This is a genomic window from Nocardiopsis sp. LDBS1602 (assembly GCF_035818715.1).
GTDB lineage: Bacteria > Actinomycetota > Actinomycetes > Streptosporangiales > Streptosporangiaceae > Nocardiopsis > Nocardiopsis alba.
Window position 1 is genome coordinate 354,128 of the sequence record NZ_JAYLVW010000003.1, and the last position, 19,562, is coordinate 373,689.

Genomic DNA, 19,562 nt, shown 5'->3' on the forward strand with positions numbered 1-19,562 from the left:
CGCGACCCCCGACACGACCATGACGATCCCGCAGGATAGGAGGACCATGACCGCTTGGAGCCGCGTGACGCTCGTGGGCGAGGAGCGCAGGGTCGACGCGGTTCTGCCCGCCGACGAGCCTGTGGGCGCCCTCATGCCCGAGGTACTCGAACTCTTGGGCGACCCGGTGGAGAACCCGGCCCGGTCTCGCCACCTGGTCACCACATCGGGGACCGCCCTGGTGGGGGAGACCACCCTCGCCGAGCGGGAGGTGGCCGACGGCGCGGTGCTGCGGCTGGTGCGGGCCGAGGACCCGGTTCCCGCCCCGGTCGTGCACGAAGTGCCCGAAGCGGTCTCCCAGGCCATCGACGACCACAGCGGGCGATGGACCCCGTCGGCGGCCCGTTGGACCGCCACCGCCGCGTTGGTGGCGTTGGCGGTCCTCGGCGCCTGGCTCGGTCATCTGCACTCTCCCTCCACCGGAGGGATGACCGGCCTCGCGGTGGTCGCGGCCCTGCTCCTGGTCGCGGGCGCGGCCCTGGGCGCCTTCTGGCGGGAACCGCTGGGCACGGCGCTGTCCATGGCGGGCGCGGCGGTCGGTGTACTCACCCTGTGGCTCGCCTGCGATCTCTTCGGCTGGCCGGAGTGGGCGCGCTGGGGCGGATCGGTCGCTCTGGTCGCCGGCCTGGTCCTGATGCTCGGGCTCACCTCCGGCCTGGGCCGGGGCGGTCTGATCGGCGGTGGGACCGGGCTAGCCCTGGCCGTGGTCTGGTCGGGCGCGGCGGCCTTCGGCCTTCCGGCCCATCAGGTCGCCGCCGTCATGACGGTGGCCTGCGTGGTGCTGCTGAGCACGATCCTGAGGCTGGCCCTGATGTTCTCGGGCCTGGCGGTCTTCGACGATCGGCGTAACGCGGGCGAGGACGTGGCCAGGGGAGACGTGCTCTCCTCCGTGGCCGACGCGCACCGTAGTCTCGTGATCGCCACAGTGGCCGTGGCGGCGGCGGCCGTCACCGCCGGCGTCGGGCTGGCCTCGCAGCTCGACCCGTGGACCGCGGGGCTGGCGGTGGCTCTGGCCGTGGTCGTGGCCAGCCGCTCCCGGCTCTTCCCGCTGACCGTGCAGAAGGCCGTGCTCGTCGTGGCGAGCCTGGTGGTGGCGGGAGCCTTCCTCCTGGCCCTGACCCAGACGTACGCGTGGGGGATCTGGCCCGCCCTCGGGACGGTCGCCGCGGTCGCGGCGATCCCCGCCGTGGTGCTGTCGGTCGAACAGCCCGAACACGTGCGGGCCCGCCTGCGCGGGATCACCAGCAGATGCGAGGCGGTCGCCGTCATCGTGCTGGTGCCGTTGGCGGTGGGGGCCTTCGGGACCTACCAGCGTCTCCTCGAGACGTTCTGAGCGGGGGAACGATGGATGTCGAACAGAGGGTGAGGCCGGTCTTCGGAGACGGGTGGGCCCGGCGGGTCGGGCGCCTCCTGTTCCGGCCGCTGGGGCCGGTGGACGGGGTGGCCCGCGCGGTCGAACTCGGATCCGGGTTGCAGCGGTCCACGGTGACCGGACGCCGGATCGCCGTGGACGACGTGGGTACGGGGGCCGACGCCACCGTGGTGGCCGCGCTCATGGCGCGGGCGCTCGCGCACCTGAGGCACGACCGGGTGCTGGTGGTGGACGCCAAGACAGGGGAGCCGTCGTTGGCGACCCGGCTGGGAGCCTCTGAGCCCGGGGACCTGGGCGCGACCGACGCGGCCGCGTTCGAAACGGTCCGTGACGGCCTCGGGCAGGTCACCGATCGGCTGTGGACGGCGCGCACCGACCCCGAGGACGGCGGAACGTACGCCTCGGGGTTGTTGCCCGTGTCCCGGTTCTTCGGGGTGACCCTGGTGGCCGGTGAACGGGGCGGCGGGTTCCTGGAGACGATGGCGGCCCGCGCGCACTCCCGGGTCCGGGTGGTGCGGGCGACCCGCGAGGCGGTGGTGCGCCTGGGGCGGGAACTCGACGATGTGGCCTCGGGCGAGAACGCGGCCGAACTCGCTCGGACCGTGGTGGTCCTGGCCCGGGAACAGGACACGGGACAGGACCTCGACGTGACGCGCACGGCGCGGATCATCGAGGAGAGCGGGGCGGCGGTGATCGTCCTACCGCCCGATCGCCATCTGGAGCAGCGGATCGAGGCGCTGCCCGACCGGATCGCGGAGAGTACGCACCGGCTGGTGCAGGCGGTGGCGGTAGAGGCGCTGGCCCGGGCCGTCGACGGTGGATCGAGCACGGAGGGTGGACGATGAGCGCGGACGAGCGCACGCCCGAGGACGACCGCCCCGAAGAGGGGGCGGCCACCTCCGAGAACGCGGAGGGAGGGCACTGGCACACGTTCCCGACCTCCTTCTCCGCTCCTTCCGGGGAGCAGGACCCCGTGGAGGGACCGGACCCCGACGACACCACCGTCCACATGAAGAGGCCGGCCCTGCCCCTGTCCGACCCTCGGGAGGCGCGGGGGCCGAAGCGGGACCCCGAGCCCTCGGCCACGCCGCCTTCCCCGGAGGAACCGGACGCCGACGACGTCACCGTGCGGATGGAGCGCCCGGCCCTGCCCCTGTCCGGACCGCAGAAGCCGCAGGGACCGAAGCGCGCACCGGAACCCTCGGGTCCCCAGCGCCCTCCGAGCGCCTCTCCCGGTGCGGGGCGGACCCCGTCGGGCCCCTCCGAACGGCAGGGACCTCAGCCGCCGCAGGCGCCGTCCGGCCCGCAACGGCCGCACGGTCCCGCCGGCGCGCCCTCGGGTCCTCGACCGCACCCCGGGCCCCCTTCCCCACCGGCCTCCGGCCCTCGGATCCCCTCGGGATCGCAGCGTCCTCCGTCCTCGCAGGCGCCGTCCGGTCCGCAGAACCCTCCGGGGAGATCTCCGGCCCAGGCGCCCTCGGGCCCTCAACGGCCTCCCGGGCCCCCTCCGGGCCAGGCCCCGTCGGGTCCGCAGCGTCCTCCGGCCGGGCCGGTCCCTCCCGCTTCGGCTCCGTCGGGTCCGCAGCCTCCTCCCGGCGGCCCGCACGGTCCCGTCTCCGCGCCGTCCGGTCCGCAGAACCCCGCGGGCCGGTTCCCTCAGCACGTCCCGTCGGGTCCGCAGCACGCCCCGTCGGGTCCGCAGCGTCCTCCGGCCGGGCCGGTCCCTCCCGCCTCGGCCCCGTCGGGTCCGCAGAACCCTCCAGGACCTCCTCGGCCAGGTCCGCGACGTCCCCAGGCCGGGCCGCCCGGCCCCGCCTCCGTGCCCTCCGGTCCGCAGAACCCTCCGGGTCGGTTCCCCGCGCAGCCGCCCTCGGGTCCCCGACGTCCGCTCGCCGGGCCGCCCGGGGCCGGCTCCGCGCCGTCCGGGCCGCAGCGACCTCCCGGGCCGCCCGAGGCCCAGGCCCCGTCGGGTCCGCAGAGCCCCGCCGGGCCCGCACGCGACCTCTCTCTGGACACGATGGCCGAGGCCTTCCTCATGGGAACCCCGGTCGCCCCCACGGCGCCCACCGGGCCGTCGAGGGACGTCCCACCGGAACAGCGGCCGGACACCGGGCCCCAGACGCCTCGACCGCACCACGGGCCCCCGCCCACGCCTCCCAGAGGGGTGACGCCACCCTCCGCACCACCGGGGCCCTCCGAGACGCCCCGCCCTGCGGTCCCTCCGGCCACGCCGGGAACACCGGAGCCGGCCGTCACCCCCGCGGGCCCGCGGCCGACGGACCCGCCGTCCCCTCCTCGAGAGGCGGACGCGGCTCCCGCGACCCCTCCACGGGAGGAGCTCGCGTCTCCGCCGTCCCCCGCACCGGAGACGGTCACGCCCCCACCCGCGCCTTCACCGGAGACGGCCCCGGCCCCCGCCCCGGTGGAGCCTCCGGCCCCGTTCGTCGAGGGGACCCCGGCCCCCGACGGAGAGGCCGCGGTCCCGGGTTTCCACGAACCGGGTCTCGTGTCGTGGACCGGCCCCGCCTCTGAGACGGACCGATCCGCGCCGATACCGGGCGGTTTCGAGGAGCGCGTGGCGAACGTGCCTCCGGTCCCCACGTCCTTCGTCGGAAGGACGCTCTTCCGAGCGAGCCTCGGACGCCTGAAGGTCGGCTGAACCGCACGGGAGCGCCTCGGCCCGAGTGAACGGGCGGGGCGCGTCCGCCTCCCCTGTGCGAACGCGCCCCTGGGGCGCGGACGTCCGCGCCCACCGTCCGACGGTGTCCCGGGCCGCCCTCTCGAGGGGGCCAGAAGACCCGAGGATCACCGTCGGACGGGGCCGCCGACCGGCCACGCTCCGTCCCCTCAGCGTCGCGCGGCGGTCGGCGGTGCCGCTCGGCACGGGCGCCTCCCCCTCGAGGAGGGCCCTCACGCGCCGAACGGCGGTCGGAAGGTCATACGTCGGCGCGGTCACCCCCGCCGTCCAGGGAGTCGAGCAGAGCCGAGGCCTCACGGTGGGACGAGGGGAGCGGAGCCGACCACACCGCGGCCCCGTGCTCCCAGCAGACCTCGTCCCTCAACCGGGTCAGGGAGCCGTTCGCGTCCGGGTCCTCGGTGGCGATCACCGCGATCCGCGCCCGATTGACCAGGCACACCGACTCTCCACGGGTGAAGAAACGACGTAGTTCGTGGCCGAGCACGATCAGCCGTGCCGTCCGCCGCCAGGGGTCGAGCGCCGGGTCCAGGGCCACCACGACCAGGTGGTGCCCGAACGCGGCCGGGACCCCGTCCTCGACACCCCGATAGAGCTCCCCCACCCGGGTGCGCAGGTATTCGCTGTTGGCCAGACCGGTCAACGGGTCCTGACAGTCGCCCCGGCTACGGCCGCCCCGCTCCCAGCCCTCCGCCAGCGAACGGGCCAGGGGGAGCGGCACCTGCTCCCAGCCGACGGCCCGGGCGAAGGCGTCGAGATCCTCCAAGGACGGACCGATACCGAACCCTGCCCGGGCCCGCGCCTCTCCGAGACGGGCGCAGGGACCGGACAGGTCGTCACCGGCCACATGAGCCGTGCACAGGGCGTCCACCGAAGGCGTCCACCAGTCCTCGAACCGGCCCCAACCCACCTCACGTGATCGACGTCTCCACGGCGCACGCAGCTCCCGGGCACGATGGAGCATTCGGTCCCGCGCTCCGGAACCCACCTCGGTCTCGCCCATTGCTTCCGCTCCCGGTCGTCGTTCTCCCAGGTGAACGAAGTCGGCCCGCGCCCCCGCGACGGGCCGTCTCCGTTCGCCCTCACCCCTAATCACGGAGATCGGTGGCGCCCATGACGCGGATACGGGATATTTTTTCGAGCACGTGTTTTCGGACGCCGATAACCCCCGCCCCCCGAACCCGGTTCCGGCGTGTGGCGGGGGCGGCCCAAGAGTTGAAAGGGCGCCGCGGGGTGACCGACGCCGATGGGGAGTACACAGAGACGCTTCTCGGGGACGCCGAGATCATCCGACAGGTCAAAGCCGGTGACAACGCGGCCTTCGGAACCCTCTACGAGCGTCACGCCGGAGCGGCCCGAGGGCTGGCCAGACAGCTCCTGAGAGGCGAGGCCGAGGTCGAGGACGCCGTCGCCGAGGCGTTCACCAAGGTGCTCAGCGTCATACAGCGAGGGGGAGGGCCCACCGACGCCTTCCGCCCCTACCTGCTCACGGCGGTGCGCAACGCCGCCTACGACCGGGGGAGAGGCGAGAAGCGCCAGGTCGTCACGGACGACATGGAGAGCTTCGACGCCGGAGAGCCCTTCGTCGACCCGGCACTGGAGGGGCTGGAACGTTCGCTGATCGCGCGCGCCTTCCTCTCCCTGCCCGAACGTTGGCAGTCGGTCCTGTGGCACACCGAGATCGAAGGGGTCAAACCCGCCGAGGCGGCGACCATCCTCGGCATGAACCCCAACGGGGTGGCGGCCCTGGCCTACCGCGCCCGAGAGGGGCTGCGCCAGGCCTACCTCCAGATGCACCTGGCGGGCAGTGGGACCGCGGAGGCCTGCCGTCCCACCATCGGCCTTCTGGGCGCCTACGTGCGCGGAGGTCTGTCCAAACGCGACACCACCAAGGTCGACCGGCACATGGACGACTGCGGCGAGTGCCGTGAGGTGTACGCGGAGCTGATGGACGTCAACGTCGGACTGCGCGGGGTCATGCTGCCCCTGGTGGTCGGCTTCGGCGCCACGGGCTACCTGGCCTCCGTCCCCGGCGCGACGGCCGGCGGCGCCTGGTGGAATCGGATGTCCCGAAGAGGGCAGCAGGCCACGGCCGGAGCCGCGGCGGCCGCCGGTATGGCGGTCGCCGTCGCCTTCGCCCTGGTCGGCGGGGACACACCGATCCCCGAGGAGCCGTCCCCGGCCGCGGCACCGCCGATCGACGCCCCCGCCGAGGACCCGTCGCCCCCGGCCCAGGACACCCCCGACGACCCGCCGCCCGCCACGCCGGACGAGCCCGCTCCGGTACCGGCCCCGCCCGCCGACGTTCCCCCGGAGGAGGTCCCGGACCCGCCCGCGCCCCAGGAACCGGACGCCCCGGCACCGGAGGACCCCCAGGAGGACCCGCCGCCCCCGCCGCCCGCCCCCGAGGAGCCCGAACCCGAACCGGCCCCCGAGGAACCGCTGCCCGAGTTCGCCGTGGGCATCGACCCGGTCGGGTCGCTCGTGCCGGGCAGCGAGGGGATCATGGTCCTCGACGTGCTCAACACCGGGCAGGACACGGCCGAGGACGTCCTCGCCCAGATCACCCTCCCTCCCGGAGTGGAGATGATCTCCTCCGGCGGAGCCGGCAACGCGGTCCCGATGGCCTCCGGTAACGGTGACTGGGGCTGTTCGGCCGGGAGCGGCGGCGGTGAATGCGTGCGTTCGGGCATGGCCGCGGGAGAGAGCAGCACCCACTTCCTCGACGTTCGGGTGGCCCCCGACGCCGACGTGGACGTGCCCGCCGGGGTCGTGATCTCCTCTGGGAACGTGAGCCATCGGGCCACCGGCGAACGCGGGGTCACCTCCGAAGGGATCCCCGCCCGGTACGCCACGGCGGGGCAGGTACGCACGGAGGCCGTCGGCAACTCCCTCATGACCTGTACCGAACCCGAGGAGTCGAAAAAGCCCACCTGGCCGTGGCCCTGGTGGGGCACCCCCGGGATCCCGGAGACCCCCGAGGCCCTTCCCGGGCCGACCCCTCCCGCCCCGACGGAGGACCCCGGGCCCACCCTCCCGCTCCCCGAACAGGAGGACGCCGACCTCGGGCGGGCCCCCGCCGACCACGTCTCTCCCGAGGACGCGGGCGAGGCCCTCGACGACCTGCTCGGCGGAGGCGAGGAAGGCACACCCGACGGACCGCCCGGATACCCGACCCCGGAGGCGCCGTCCCCCGAGGACGAGGACCCCGCTCCGACCGGACCTCCCCTGACACCCGACCCCCCCGAGCTTCCCGGGGAGACCGTCGAACCCACCGACCCGGGCGAAGACCACCGGGACGAGGACGACGAGGACGAACCGGAGGAGCACGAGGAGGGCGACTGCGCCCAGGCCCGCGCCCGCTCCGGGGAGGGCATCGACAACGACAATTGGGTGATGGCCCCGCTCGACCGCGACCAGGACCCCACGACCACCTCCTCCAGCTCCGCCACCTGGTCCCTTCCCGAGGGCGGTTCGGTCCGCTGGGCCGGGCTGTACTTCTCCGCCTCGGGGGACCCGGGCGTGCCGACCGCGCGGGTGAAGGGGCCGGGCATGGCCGCCTACACCACCGTCACCGCCACCGAGACCCGCTCCGCCGACCTGCCCGCCTACTCGGCCTACCAGTCGTTCGCCGACGTCACCGACCTGGTGCGCGCCTCCGGCGGCGGGCAGTGGTGGGTCGCCGACGTCCCCGCCCAAGAGGGGCGCGGCGTCTACGCGGGCTGGAGCCTGGTCCTGGTCCTGGAGGACCCCGCCGTGGAGGGGTACCAGCAGGCGATGGTCCTGGACGAGACCTCGGCGGTCTTCCAGGACTCGAACGGAGCGGCCTTCCCGGTCTCGGGGCTGCTCCCGACGGCGGTCCGGACCGGGGTCGACGTGGTCGCCTGGGAAGGGGACGCCGAATTGGGCGGCGACCGTGTCCTGATCGACGGTGTCCCCCACGCCCCTTCCGAAGGGCCGGGAACCGTCGACAACGCCTTCGTGGGTTCCGCGCGTGGAGCGGACGGGGATCCGATGACCTTCGGTACCGACGTGACGCGATTCGACGCGGTGCTCGGCAGGGAATCGGAAATCCGAATCCTCTCCGAACAGGACGCGCTACTGGTGGGGGTCATCGCACTCGCGGCCCCTATGCGCACCTGATCCCGGTTATCGAGGCGCTGTTCACAGCGCTCGGAAAACCACGGACATCCAGGGGAATCGCCGTTGAGTAGCAAGACCATAACCGTGGGTATTCACAGGCGGAACGCAAAACCAGACGGATTTGGCTAGGCTGTGCCCCGGTCATGGATATGGCCCCAGAGATCGACAGGGAAGGGGGCGGTGTCACGTGGACCGTTGCGCGTTGTTCGTCGACGCGGGATACCTTCTCGCCGACGGCGCGATGGCCGTACACGGAACCCGTAACCGGGATTCCGTCGCCTGGGACTATTCCGGTCTCGTCCAGTTCCTCAACGAGGTCGCGCGAGACCGCACGGGGCTGCCGCTCCTGCGCTGCTACTGGTACGAGGCGATCGCCGACGACCGGAGGACCCAGGAACAGGACGGCATCGCCGACATCCCCGGCATCAAGTTCAGAGCCGCCCGGATCCGCCCGGGGCGCCGCGAGGGCGTGGAGAGCTACGTCCAACGCGACCTGACCACACTCGCCCGGACCGGTGTCCTGTGCGACGCGGTCCTGGTCAGCGGGGACGAGGACATGGCCCCGGTGGTCGCCGACGTCCAGGAGATGGGCGTGCGCGTCACCGTCGTGCACATCTCGGTGGAGGGCAACTGGACCATCTCCCGGTCCCTGCGCCAGGAGTGCGACGACCTCATCGAGATCGGCGCGGGCCACCTGCGCCCCCACGTCGAACTGCTCTCCGGCGGCGGATCCACCCAGGAGAACGCCGCCAAGACGACCACCCCCTTCGCCAACGGGCGCGCCACACCGGTCCCCGAGCAGGCGCCCGCCCGCCCCCGCTCCGCGGAACGAGGGCGTCGCGCCCAGCCCGAACAGCCCGCCGACACCTCCACCGGCGGACTGGAGGCCATGTTCGCCGGCACCGGCGGACAGTCCGTCCCCCAGGGCAGCGCCATGGAGCAACTGCGCGCCATGCGACGCTCCCTCGCCCAGCAACGCGGCGACCACCTGGCCGGCTCCGGCGGAGAGAACAGGGCCTCCGGGGGCATCGACGCCAACGGCTTCCCCACCGGGGGACAGCCGGTCAACGGCGCCGCCGCCTACCCGGGCTCCCCCGCGGGCCAGAACGGCCAGACCCCCTACCCGCCCCCGAGCACCGGCGCCCACCAGTCGATGCGCGGCGCCGAACCGAACGGCTACGGCCTTCCCTCGGCGCCCCCGAACGGCACGGCCCCCGGCCTCGGTACGGGCCCTGCCGGCTACGACAGCACCGGACCCCAGCCCGGGTTCGGTGGTGGCACCGGACCCCAACCGGCCTTCGGAGGTACCGGCCCCCAGGCCGCCTTCGACCCCGGAACGGGCCCGCAGGTCTCCTTCGCCACCGACGCCCCCCAGGGACCTCCGCCCCGCAGAACCCCACCCGCACCCGACCCCAGATACGGGGGCGGCCCCGGCGAGGACCAGGGTTTCGGAGGTGGGTCGGACCCAAACCCTACCTATGGGACCAGTACGGAAGCTGACGCCGCACGCCGCGGTGGCGCCGACCCCCGTTTCGGGGAGCGGCGGCCTACTGGTCCCGAGTACGACGACCGATTCGGCCCCAGGGGACACCAGGAATCCGCCCCCAGTCCTGGATATGCCCAGCAGACGGGCCCCGCCCCGCATACCGTTGATGAAGCGGTGCATGTCGCGCACAGGGAAGGGAACGACTTCGCGGAGTCGATCGCACGCGAGGCTCCGGCCCTATGGGTGGAGGCGGTTCTGGCCAGACGGCCACGAATGCCCTCCGACCTGGAGGCCCGCCTGCTTCAGGGCTCCTCGCTCCCGATCGACCACCTGTTGCGCGACGAGGTCCGTGACGGACTGCGCCAAGGGTTCTGGCAGGCCCTGGAGCGTGCCAGGACCTGATCGGCGCGCGGGAGTGCGAGTAGGGGATGGGGGCGATGCGGTTGACCCACGTGACGACGGCAGAACTCGACCGGTTGGAATTCCACGCCGTCCGGTCGGGTGAGCACGGTCGGATCGCCGCCCAACTACTGGACCTGGCCAACCGGGTCGACGCGGGAAGCGAGGTCGGCCGCGCCGAACTGTTCGTGCGCGCGGGCGAACAGTGGGAGATCGCCCAAGAGTTCGAGCGTGCCTGCTCGGCCTACCAGCGGGCGATCGACGACGGCGGCGTCACCGTGATCGACCCGCACGCCCTGAGCGCGGGCGCCCTCCTGCAACTGGACGAACGCCGCCAGGCCGAGTACCACCTGGAACGCCTGGAGTCGGGTGGTCCCGCCGGGCTGCCCACCCTCATCCACGTCGCCGAGGCGCTGTACGCGCACGACGACCTGGAGGGGGCCGAACGCTGGGCCACCGCGGGCGCGCGCTTCCACGCCGGATGCTCGCGGAGCCCCTACGTCGAGGACCTCTTCCTCGAACTGCTGAGAATCCGGTTCCGTATCCGATCCGACCTCGGCAGGCCCGAGGACGACCTGGACCTCATCCTCGACGAGGTGTGAACCCGGCCGATCCGCGGCCCGGAGCGTCGACGACCCCGGGCCCGCGACCGGAGGCGGCCGGCTTCGTGTGAGCTTTCCTTCCCCGCCCCGAGCGACGCGAGGGGGAGGAGGGGGCCTGCGGCGGGTTCTCGGGCGTGGTCCCGACCGCCCCGCGCCCTGTGGGAGCATCGATCCCGCCGGGTGAGAGCGGCCCCGGGCGGGGCCGTCTCGCCCCCCTCATACCATGTTCGGCGGCGGGATCCGGCCACGGTCGATACGTCCGAAGAACCCGCGACACGCCATCATCTTGCGGTGTACCAACCCACCATCCCCTAGATGTAGTATCGCTCCCGCTGGTGGTTCACCGGCCCTCCGGGGCGGGTGAGGCAAGAGGGAACCCGGTGCGAATCCGGGACTGCCCCGCAGCGGTGAGTGGGAACGAAAGCCGTCATAGGCACTGGGAGCCGTTCAGGCCCTGGGAAGCGACGGTGGAGTAGGAAGCCCACGAGTCCGAAGACCTGCCACCCGCACGCACCTCAGGTGCGTACGACGACGGGGCTTCGAGGGAGAGCCGCCGCGACCCACCGGTGGACCGTACAGGTTCGACGTACACCTCCACTGCTGCGTGCCGCGTGCTCACTCGTGTGCCCCCGGGGACTCTTCTACCGAGGTTGGAGCCGCTTTATGACCCTTGACGTCGAGGCCGCGCCCGTATCCGTTCGGCCCACGCAGACCCACGAGGGTGGCCCTGGCACCGCCATCGACCGGATCGAACACGTGGTGGCCGAGGCCTGCGCGGGTCTCACCGGTGTTTCGGCGGAGAAGGTCCTCGACGAGGCGCGGCGCGGCTTCTACCCCGGCATCGCCGACTCCGAGGTCGAGCTCGCCCTGGTCATGGCCGCCCGCAGCTTCGTCGAGGTCGACCCGGACTACTCCTACGTGGCCGCGCGTCTGCTGCTCGACAAGCTCCGCACCGAGGCGCTGAGCTTCGTCTTCGACGCCCACGAGACCGCCGGGCAGACCGAGATGGGCGACCGCTACGCCGGCTACCTGGCGGCCTACGTGCGCCGGGGTGTCGAGCTCGGCCAGCTCGACCCCGCCCTGGCCGGGTTCGACCTGGACGTGCTGGGGCGGGCCCTGCACGCCGATCGCGACGAGCAGTTCACCTTCCTGGGCCTCCAGACCCTCTACGACCGCTACTTCCTGCACAGCGACGACGTCCGCTACGAGCTGCCGCAGGCCTTCTTCATGCGCGTCGCCATGGGCCTGGCACTCAACGAGGACGACCGTGAGGCCCGCGCGATCGAGTTCTACGAGCTGCTGTCCTCGTTCGACTTCATGGCCTCCACACCCACCCTGTTCAACGCGGGCACGGTCCGCGCGCAGCTCTCCTCCTGCTTCCTCACCACGATCGGTGACGACCTCCAGGAGATCTTCCACGGCATCGGCAACAACGCGATGCTGTCGAAGTACTCGGGCGGTCTGGGCAACGACTGGACCCCGGTCCGCGGCCTGGGCTCCCACATCAAGGGCACCAACGGCAAGAGCCAGGGCGTCGTCCCCTTCCTGAAGATCGCCAACGACACCGCCGTCGCGGTCAATCAGGGCGGGAAGCGCAAGGGCGCGGTCTGTGCCTACCTGGAGACCTGGCACATCGACATCGAGGAGTTCCTCGACCTTCGCAAGAACACCGGCGACGAGCGCCGCCGCACCCACGACATGAACACCGCGAACTGGGTTCCGGACCTGTTCATGAAGCGTGTGGAGGAGCAGGGGAGCTGGACCCTGTTCTCCCCGGACGAGGTCCCCGACCTCCACGACAAGTACGGTCTGGAGTTCGTCGAGGCCTACGAGCGCTACGAGGCCGAGGCGCGGGCCGGGCGGATCAAGGTCCACCGGACGCTGCCCGCCGTCGACCTGTGGCGTCGCATGCTCACCATGCTGTTCGAGACCGGCCACCCCTGGATCACCTTCAAGGACCCGTCCAACCTGCGTTCGCCGCAGCAGCACGTCGGTGTGGTGCACTCCTCCAACCTGTGCACCGAGATCACGCTGAACACCGACAAGGACGAGGTCGCGGTCTGCAACCTCGGCTCGGTCAACCTGGCCCGCCACGTGAGCGCCGAGGGCATCGACGTCGAGCGGCTGCGCCGTACCGTCCGCACCGCCGTGCGCATGCTCGACAACGTCATCGACGTGAACTTCTACACGATCCCCGAGGCCCGACGCGCGAACATGCGTCACCGTCCCGTCGGGCTGGGGCTCATGGGGTTCCAGGACGCCCTGTTCGAGCTCCGCACGCCCTACGGTTCCGAAGGTGCGGTGAGCTTCGCCGACGAGAGCATGGAGCTGATCGGCTACTACGCGATCGAGGCGTCCATGGAGCTGGCCGCCGAGCGCGGTTCCTACGAGACCTTCGAGGGCTCCCTGTGGAGCCGCGGCGTTCTGCCGATCGACTCGTTGCGGCTGCTGGCCGAGGCCCGCGGCGGCGACCTGGACATGGACCGCGGTGAGACGCTGGACTGGGACTCGCTGCGCGAGCGGGTGCGCACCACGGGGATGCGCAACTCCAACGTCATGGCGATCGCCCCCACCGCGACCATCGCCAACATCACGGGCGTCAACCAGTCGATCGAGCCGGTCTACCGGAACCTGTACGTCAAGTCGAACATGTCCGGCGACTTCACCGTGGTCAACGACCACCTGGTCCGCGACCTCAAGGAGCGCGGCCTGTGGGACGAGGAGATGGTCGCGGAGCTGAAGCGTCACGACGGCAGCCTGGGGGAGATCGACCGGGTGCCGGACGACCTGAAGGACCTGTACGCCACCTCGTTCGAGGTCGACCCGTCCTGGCTGGTGGAGGCCGGTTCGCGTCGTCAGAAGTGGATCGACCAGGCCCAGTCGCTGAACCTGTACATGGCGGCCCCCAGCGGCAGGAAGCTGGACGCCCTGTACAGGAAGGCCTGGCGTTCGGGGCTCAAGACCACGTACTACCTGCGCGCGCAGAGCGCCACGCACGTGGAGAAGAGCACGCTCAAGGGCACCGACGGCCGGCTGAACGCGGTGTCGGCGACCCCGGCGCCCGCTCCGGCCCCCGCGCCCGCTCCCTCTCCGAGTCCCGCCCCGGTGCCGGTGGCCGAGCCCACGGCGGCCGAGGAGGAGTTCGAGATCGTCGAGGACCAGGCGTGCTCCATCGACGACCCCGAGTGCGAGGCCTGCCAGTAATCCGGTCGGGGGCGTCCGCGCGCGGACGCGGACGCCCCTCCTTCCTCGCACTCCGCCCCCGCAGAGAAGACCCGGCTCGACCGGAGAACGGACCAGTACCGAGCATGACCACGGTTTCCGAGAACAACGACACGACCGGCCTCGGCGAGATCGAGCGCGACGCCGCCCGTGTGAACGTCGACGACAAGGCGATGATCAACGCCCGCGCGGACGTCAACCAGCTTCTTCCCCTCAAGTACACCTGGGCGTGGGAGAAGTACCTCGCCGGCTGCAACAACCACTGGATGCCCACCGAGGTGGCCATGCAGGCGGACATCGCCCTGTGGAAGTCCAAGGACGGGCTGACCGAGGACGAGCGGCTCATGCTCAAGCGCAACCTCGGTTTCTTCGCGACGGCGGAGTCGCTGGTCGCGAACAACATCGTCCTGGCCGTCTACCGTCAGCTCACCAACCCCGAGTGCCGCCAGTACCTGCTGCGTCAGGCCTTCGAGGAGGCCGTGCACACCCACACCTTCCAGTACATCTGCGAGAGCCTCGGCCTGGACGAGGGCGAGCTGTTCAACATGTACCGGGAGGTCCCCTCGATCACGGCGAAGGACGCCTGGGCCCTCAAGTACACCCAGAACCTGGAGGACCCGGACTTCAGCACCGGCACGCCCGAGGCCGACCAGGCCTTCCTCCGGGACCTGGTCGCGTTCTACGTGATCTTCGAGGGCATGTGGTTCTACACCGGCTTCGCGCAGATCCTGTCGCTGGGTCGTCGCAACAAGATGGTCGGTATCGCCGAGCAGTACCAGTACATCCTGCGCGACGAGTCGATCCACCTGAACTTCGGCATCGACGTGATCAACCAGATCAAGATCGAGAACCCGCATCTGTGGAGCGAGGAGTTCCAGGCGGAGGTCCGGCGGATGCTGACGGAGGCCTGCGAGCTGGAGGTGGCCTACGGCCGCGAGACCATGCCGCGCGGGGTCCTGGGGCTCAACGCCGACCTGTGCGAGCAGTACATGCGCTTCATCACCGACCGCCGCGCCGAGCAGATCGGTCTGGCCCCGATCTTCGGTGAGACGGAGAACCCGTTCCCGTGGATGTCGGAGATGATGGACCTCCAGAAGGAGAAGAACTTCTTCGAGACGAGGGTGATCGAGTACCAGACCGGTGGCGGTCTGGACTGGGACTGACCTTTCGGGGGCGTTCGGCGCCTCCGCCGTGATCCGTAGGACGGATCCTCTTCCTCCTTCTCTCCCTTGCCGGGGCCCGGGGCGGCGCGCGCCCCGGGCCTCTTTCGCGTTCGGCCACCCCCGACTCCTCCGTCGCATGGATATCGGGGTGCCGACCGCTTCCGGCCAGGTCATGGCCGGGGCAGGCCAGAGCGTGAACGAATCCCCTCCGAAGGCATCGGACCAGGGTGCGACCAGGTAGTCCCCCCATACCGAGGGAGAACCCGCAATGGATCACGTTTTCGGAGACGAGCGGCACCGGCGACTGCGTGCTGAAGTACGTGAGTTCGCCGAGCACGAGGTGGCCCCCCGCATCCCCGAGATGGAGCGGCGCCGCCATGTGGACCACGAACTGTCCCGGCTCATCGCGGAGCAGGGGTGGATCGGTGTGACCGTGGACCCGGCCTACGGCGGTATGGGCGCGGGGCATCTGGCCAAGACGATCATCATCGAGGAGATGTCCCGTGTCAGCGGGGCGATGGGCGCGATGGTCCAGGCCTCCCAGTTGGGGGTGGCCAAGATCGTGCACTTCGGGAACGCGGCCCAGCGCGCGGCCTGGCTGCCGAGGGTCGCGGCGGGGCGGTGTCTGCCCACGATCGCGGTGACCGAGTACGGCTCCGGCGGGCACGTCCTGGGGATGACCGGCGGCGCCGTTCGCGATGGTGACGACTACGTGCTCAACGGGCGGAAGGTCTTCGTGGGCAACAGCCACGTCGGCGATCTGCACGGTGTGGTGGTCCGGACCGGGGAGGGGTCGCGGGGGTTGTCCGCGTTCCTGGTCGAGTCGGATCGGCCCGGCTTCTCCCTGGGCCCGCACGAGGGCACGATGGGGTTGCACGGGTTCAGCTTCGGGGAGTTGATCTTCGAGGACTGCCGTGTCCCCGCCGCCAACATGCTCGGGGAGGAGGGGGACGGGCTGGCGGTGGCCTACTCGTCCAGCGTGCTGTACGGCAGGGCCAACCTGGCCGCGGTGGCCTTGGGCATCCATCGGGCCCTGGTGGAGGAGACCTGCGCCTACGCCTCCGAACAGCACCGCTACGGCAGGCCCTTGTGCGAGGTGCCCTCGGTGAAGTTGAAACTGGGGCAGATGCAGTCCCGACTGATGATGGCGACGCTGTCGCTGTACCACGCGGTGTCCCTGCTTGACCGGGGCGCGGCCTGTGACCACGAGCTGATCAACGCCAAACTCGTCAACGTCGAGTACGCCTTGGACACGGCGCGCAACGCCATGGAGATCCACGCGGCCCGCGGGTTGTACACGGATCGTCCGATCGAGCGCTATCTGCGCGACGCCCACCACATCTTCGCCCCGGCGGGCACCTCGGACGTGCAGCTGCTCAGGCTGGGCGAGGCGGCGTTGGGCGTGGACCGGGGCCAGTGGTCCGAGCGACTCGCGGATCGGGTGGCCGTCTCCGAGTCGGGGCCCGTGGCGGCACCGCTCGTGGCGTAGGGCCGAGGGAGGAACGGGGCGGCGGAGCCGGGAGGGGCGTACACGTCTCCGCCGTGCCCGTGTGGATCGGCCGGGCGACGAACGCCGTCAGTCCGCGGCGGGTTCGGCGACCTCGGGTTCGTAGTTGCGGGTCATCATCGAATTGCACTTCGTGCACAGGTGGCGGGCCGAGCCGGGGGCGGAGGGCTTCCAGTCGTGCTCGCCCCGGGGGCAGATCCCCGAGGGGCCGATGCTGCGGGCGCGGATGGCGGCGGGTTGTGCGTCCATGCGGCCACGGTAGCCCGCTCGGGCTCTTCCCACTACTCGTACGGATCGTCGCGGTGGATCGATCCTCGGCTCCCTCTCGTCGCCGTCCGGAGCCGGGTGTTCCGGGGAGCGTGGCGGGTGCGCGGTGGAGGTGTCCGGCGCGAGAACGCGATCTGTCGCGGAGCGTACGCCTCGTCACGATCCGCTCCTCTTATGTCCGATACGACAAAGAGGAGTGTAAGGCGCTGGCCATCCGAACAATCATGCCTGGTCAATGACTCGGTGGGGTCTCGAACAGATGTTGTTCCGCACACAAGGCATTGTGTCCGGTGCTACAAGGCTCCATGATCGCGGTCAAAGTTCGTAAAGAGCGCGTTGAGTCAGGAATGCGCTTGTCAGGGAAGGGAGAGTGACGGGTGGAAGACTCCTCGATCGGGTCGATCGTGATCTTCGGCGTATATCTCGCCGGCATGGTCGGTATCGGGCTCTGGGTCTACAAGCGCACCGTCTCGCAGGCCGACTTCGTACTCGGCGGTCGTAGCCTCAACAGCTGGGTGAGCGGTCTGAGCGCCAACGCCAGCGACTTCAGCGGTTGGCTGTTGCTGGGGCTTCCCGGCGCCATCTACGTGTCGGGTCTGGGAGAGGCCTGGATCGCCGTCGGTCTGGCCTCCGGCTTCGCGGGCAGCTGGCTCATCATCGCCCCGCGCCTGCGCGTCTACACCGAGCGTGTCACCGACTCCCGCACCGGAGCCGAATCCGACTCCCTCACCCTGTCCTCCTTCCTGGAGAACCGTTTCAACGACCGCACGCGCCTGCTGCGCGCCGTGTCCGCGATCCTCATCATCGTCTTCTACTTCTTCTACGTGGCCTCCGGCCTCGTGGCGATGGCCTCGCTCTTCGACATGGTCTTCGGACTCGACCCGGCGCCGGCCATCGCCATCGGCGTGGCCATCGTGGTGCTCTACACCGTGCTCGGCGGGTTCCTCGCCGTCTCCTACACCGATGTGGTGCAGGCGGTGATGATGTGGATCGCGCTGCTCGTGGTGCCCATCATGGCGATCAGCGTGCTCGGTGGCTTCGGCGGCCTCACCGATGGTGTGTCCGACAAGGCCGAAGGGCTGATGTCGGCGTTCGGCGGTACCTCCCTCGACGCCGACACCGGTGCCTGGCTCACCACCGAGACCCTCGGCGCGGTCGTCATCGTCTCCGGCCTGGCCTGGGGCTTCGGCTACTTCGGTCAGCCGCACATCCTCGCCCGCTACATGGGCATCCGTTCCGTGAAGGACATCCCCAAGGCCGCCGGTATCAGCGTCGCCTGGGCGGTCAGCGCCATGATCCTCGCGGTCCTGGTCGGCTTCATCGGCATCGCCTACTTCGACACCCCGCTCGGCGACCCCGAGCAGGTCTTCCCCAGCCTCATCGCGTCCCTGACCAACCCGTTGGTCGCGGGCGTCCTGCTGGCGGCGATCCTCGCCGCCGTGATGAGCACCGCCGACTCCCAGCTCCTGGTCGCGGCCTCCGCGCTCACCGAGGACGGCTACAAGGCCTTCGTCGATGAGAAGGCGTCGCCCCGCTCGCTGCTGTGGATCAGCCGCGGCACCGTCGTCGCCGTCGCCGTCATCGCGGCCCTCGTCGCGCTGTACGGCAACAGCTCGGTCATGGACCTGGTCGGCTACGCCTGGGCCGGTTTCGGCGCGGGCTTCGGTCCGGTCCTGCTGCTCGCCCTCTTCTGGAAGCGCATGACCTGGGCGGGCGCTCTCGCCGGCATGATCGTCGGCGGCTCGTCCGCCATCCTCTGGGACATCCTCGACAGCGCCTACCTCGGCACCGGCCTGTACGCGATGGTCCCGGCGGTCGCCCTGAGCTTCCTGTCCATCCTGCTCTTCAACGGCCTGGGCAAGGTCAGCGAGCAGATGGAGGCCGACTTCGACCGTGTCGAGGCCGAGCTCAAGTCCGGTGGACACGACGAGAAGCCCACCGCCGCCGTCTGACCCCGTCGGTGGGGAGAAAGTCCCTCTCCCCGCCGCTCAACGCCTTCCGGGCCCGTGCGTGTCAACGCACGGGCCCGGAAGGCGTTCTGGCGCCCGCATGCCCCGTAGCGGTAGAACGGTGACATGTCGTCACCGCCGCAACACCCGACAGCGTGGGCCCGCACGGACGTTCCGGAAGGGATGGGGATCGGCACGCTCCTTCCCGAACCGGACGGTTTCCGGCTGGAGGCGGGGGAGACCGTCTTCGCACGGGAGGAACGCTTCCTCACCCGCTTCACCGTGTGGACCGACCTGGCCTGGGCGACCACACGGGTCCACGCCGAGGTGCTGTCCGCGGCGGGCACCGAGACGGTCACCCTCCAAGCCCAGGGCGGCCACTGGAGCGACGGGAAGGGCGGCGAACTGAGAGAGCTGGTCGGCTGCCTCGACGTCGACATCGCCGCCACCCCCCTCACCAACACCCTCCCCATCCGCCGCCTGGGCCTTCGCCCCGGCGAACACCGCGATATCGCGGTGGTGTGGATCGACATCCCCTCATTGCGGATCCGCCGGGTCCGTCAGCGCTACACCCGCCATCACGCCGAGAACGGGCTGGAGCTGTACACCTACCGCGACCCCCTCCACGGCGAGTACCGGATCTCCGTCGACGGGGACGGGGTGGTGGTCGACTACGAACGTTTCGTCCGACGCTGGAGCCCCGACCCCTGAGCGGGAC

Annotated in this window: 12 protein-coding genes and 1 riboswitch; of the genes, 10 read left to right on the forward strand and 2 right to left on the reverse strand. The window is 71.1% G+C overall.

Features of this window, described 5'->3' with window-relative positions; translation table 11 throughout:
• The first annotated feature begins 46 nt into the window (after nt 1-46).
• Both eccD and U9J66_RS13570 read left to right on the forward strand, forming a co-directional pair.
• The gene (gene eccD, locus U9J66_RS13565) at nt 47-1,372 is read left to right on the forward strand and encodes a type VII secretion integral membrane protein EccD (protein WP_014913391.1); all 1,326 of its coding nucleotides are present in this window, start codon (nt 47-49) and stop codon (nt 1,370-1,372) included.
• Between the two features lie 11 nt (nt 1,373-1,383).
• Complete coding sequence (locus U9J66_RS13570; protein WP_326337851.1) at nt 1,384-2,256, forward strand: ATPase; 873 nt, start codon at nt 1,384-1,386, stop codon at nt 2,254-2,256.
• Nucleotides 2,257-4,347: 2,091 nt separating this feature from the next.
• Here U9J66_RS13570 and U9J66_RS13575 read toward each other — a convergent pair.
• Nucleotides 4,348-5,109: a hypothetical protein gene (locus tag U9J66_RS13575; RefSeq protein WP_017534416.1), complete on the reverse strand. Its 762-nt coding sequence runs from the start codon at nt 5,107-5,109 to the stop codon at nt 4,348-4,350.
• A gap of 230 nt (nt 5,110-5,339) precedes the next feature.
• On the opposite strand from U9J66_RS13575, the gene U9J66_RS13580 reads away from it, so the two are divergent.
• From U9J66_RS13580 to U9J66_RS13605, 6 genes are all read left to right on the forward strand, one after another.
• Nucleotides 5,340-8,249, forward strand: a complete 2,910-nt coding sequence (locus U9J66_RS13580; RefSeq protein WP_326337853.1) for a sigma-70 family RNA polymerase sigma factor — start codon at nt 5,340-5,342, stop codon at nt 8,247-8,249.
• A 187-nt stretch (nt 8,250-8,436) separates the two neighbouring features.
• Nucleotides 8,437-10,137, forward strand: coding sequence for an NYN domain-containing protein (locus tag U9J66_RS13585; RefSeq protein ID WP_017534417.1), 1,701 nt, complete (start codon nt 8,437-8,439; stop codon nt 10,135-10,137).
• 26 nt (nt 10,138-10,163) lie between these two features.
• Nucleotides 10,164-10,736 carry a hypothetical protein gene (locus U9J66_RS13590; RefSeq protein ID WP_014908700.1) on the forward strand — a complete coding sequence of 191 codons (573 nt, stop codon included), beginning with the start codon at nt 10,164-10,166 and terminating at the stop codon, nt 10,734-10,736.
• 319 nt (nt 10,737-11,055) lie between these two features.
• Nucleotides 11,056-11,255, forward strand: a riboswitch (cobalamin riboswitch).
• Nucleotides 11,256-11,399: 144 nt separating this feature from the next.
• Complete coding sequence (locus tag U9J66_RS13595; protein WP_326337854.1) at nt 11,400-13,940, forward strand: ribonucleoside-diphosphate reductase subunit alpha; 2,541 nt, start codon at nt 11,400-11,402, stop codon at nt 13,938-13,940.
• 104 nt (nt 13,941-14,044) lie between these two features.
• Nucleotides 14,045-15,121 carry a ribonucleotide-diphosphate reductase subunit beta gene (locus U9J66_RS13600; protein WP_014908832.1) on the forward strand — a complete coding sequence of 359 codons (1,077 nt, stop codon included), beginning with the start codon at nt 14,045-14,047 and terminating at the stop codon, nt 15,119-15,121.
• Between the two features lie 268 nt (nt 15,122-15,389).
• Nucleotides 15,390-16,610 carry an acyl-CoA dehydrogenase family protein gene (locus U9J66_RS13605; RefSeq protein ID WP_326337855.1) on the forward strand — a complete coding sequence of 407 codons (1,221 nt, stop codon included), beginning with the start codon at nt 15,390-15,392 and terminating at the stop codon, nt 16,608-16,610.
• 87 nt (nt 16,611-16,697) lie between these two features.
• Here the strand turns inward: U9J66_RS13605 and U9J66_RS13610 are convergent, their stop codons facing one another.
• The gene (locus U9J66_RS13610) at nt 16,698-16,877 is read right to left on the reverse strand and encodes a hypothetical protein (protein WP_014912394.1); all 180 of its coding nucleotides are present in this window, start codon (nt 16,875-16,877) and stop codon (nt 16,698-16,700) included.
• A gap of 395 nt (nt 16,878-17,272) precedes the next feature.
• Between U9J66_RS13610 and putP the strand changes: the two genes are divergently transcribed.
• Together putP and U9J66_RS13620 are read left to right on the forward strand one after the other, a co-directional pair.
• A complete protein-coding gene (putP, locus tag U9J66_RS13615) occupies nt 17,273-18,847 on the forward strand; it encodes a sodium/proline symporter PutP (RefSeq protein WP_326337856.1) in 1,575 nt (524 codons plus the stop codon).
• Between the two features lie 123 nt (nt 18,848-18,970).
• A complete protein-coding gene (locus U9J66_RS13620; RefSeq protein WP_026124985.1) occupies nt 18,971-19,555 on the forward strand; it encodes a putative glycolipid-binding domain-containing protein in 585 nt (194 codons plus the stop codon).
• Nucleotides 19,556-19,562: the final 7 nt, after the last annotated feature.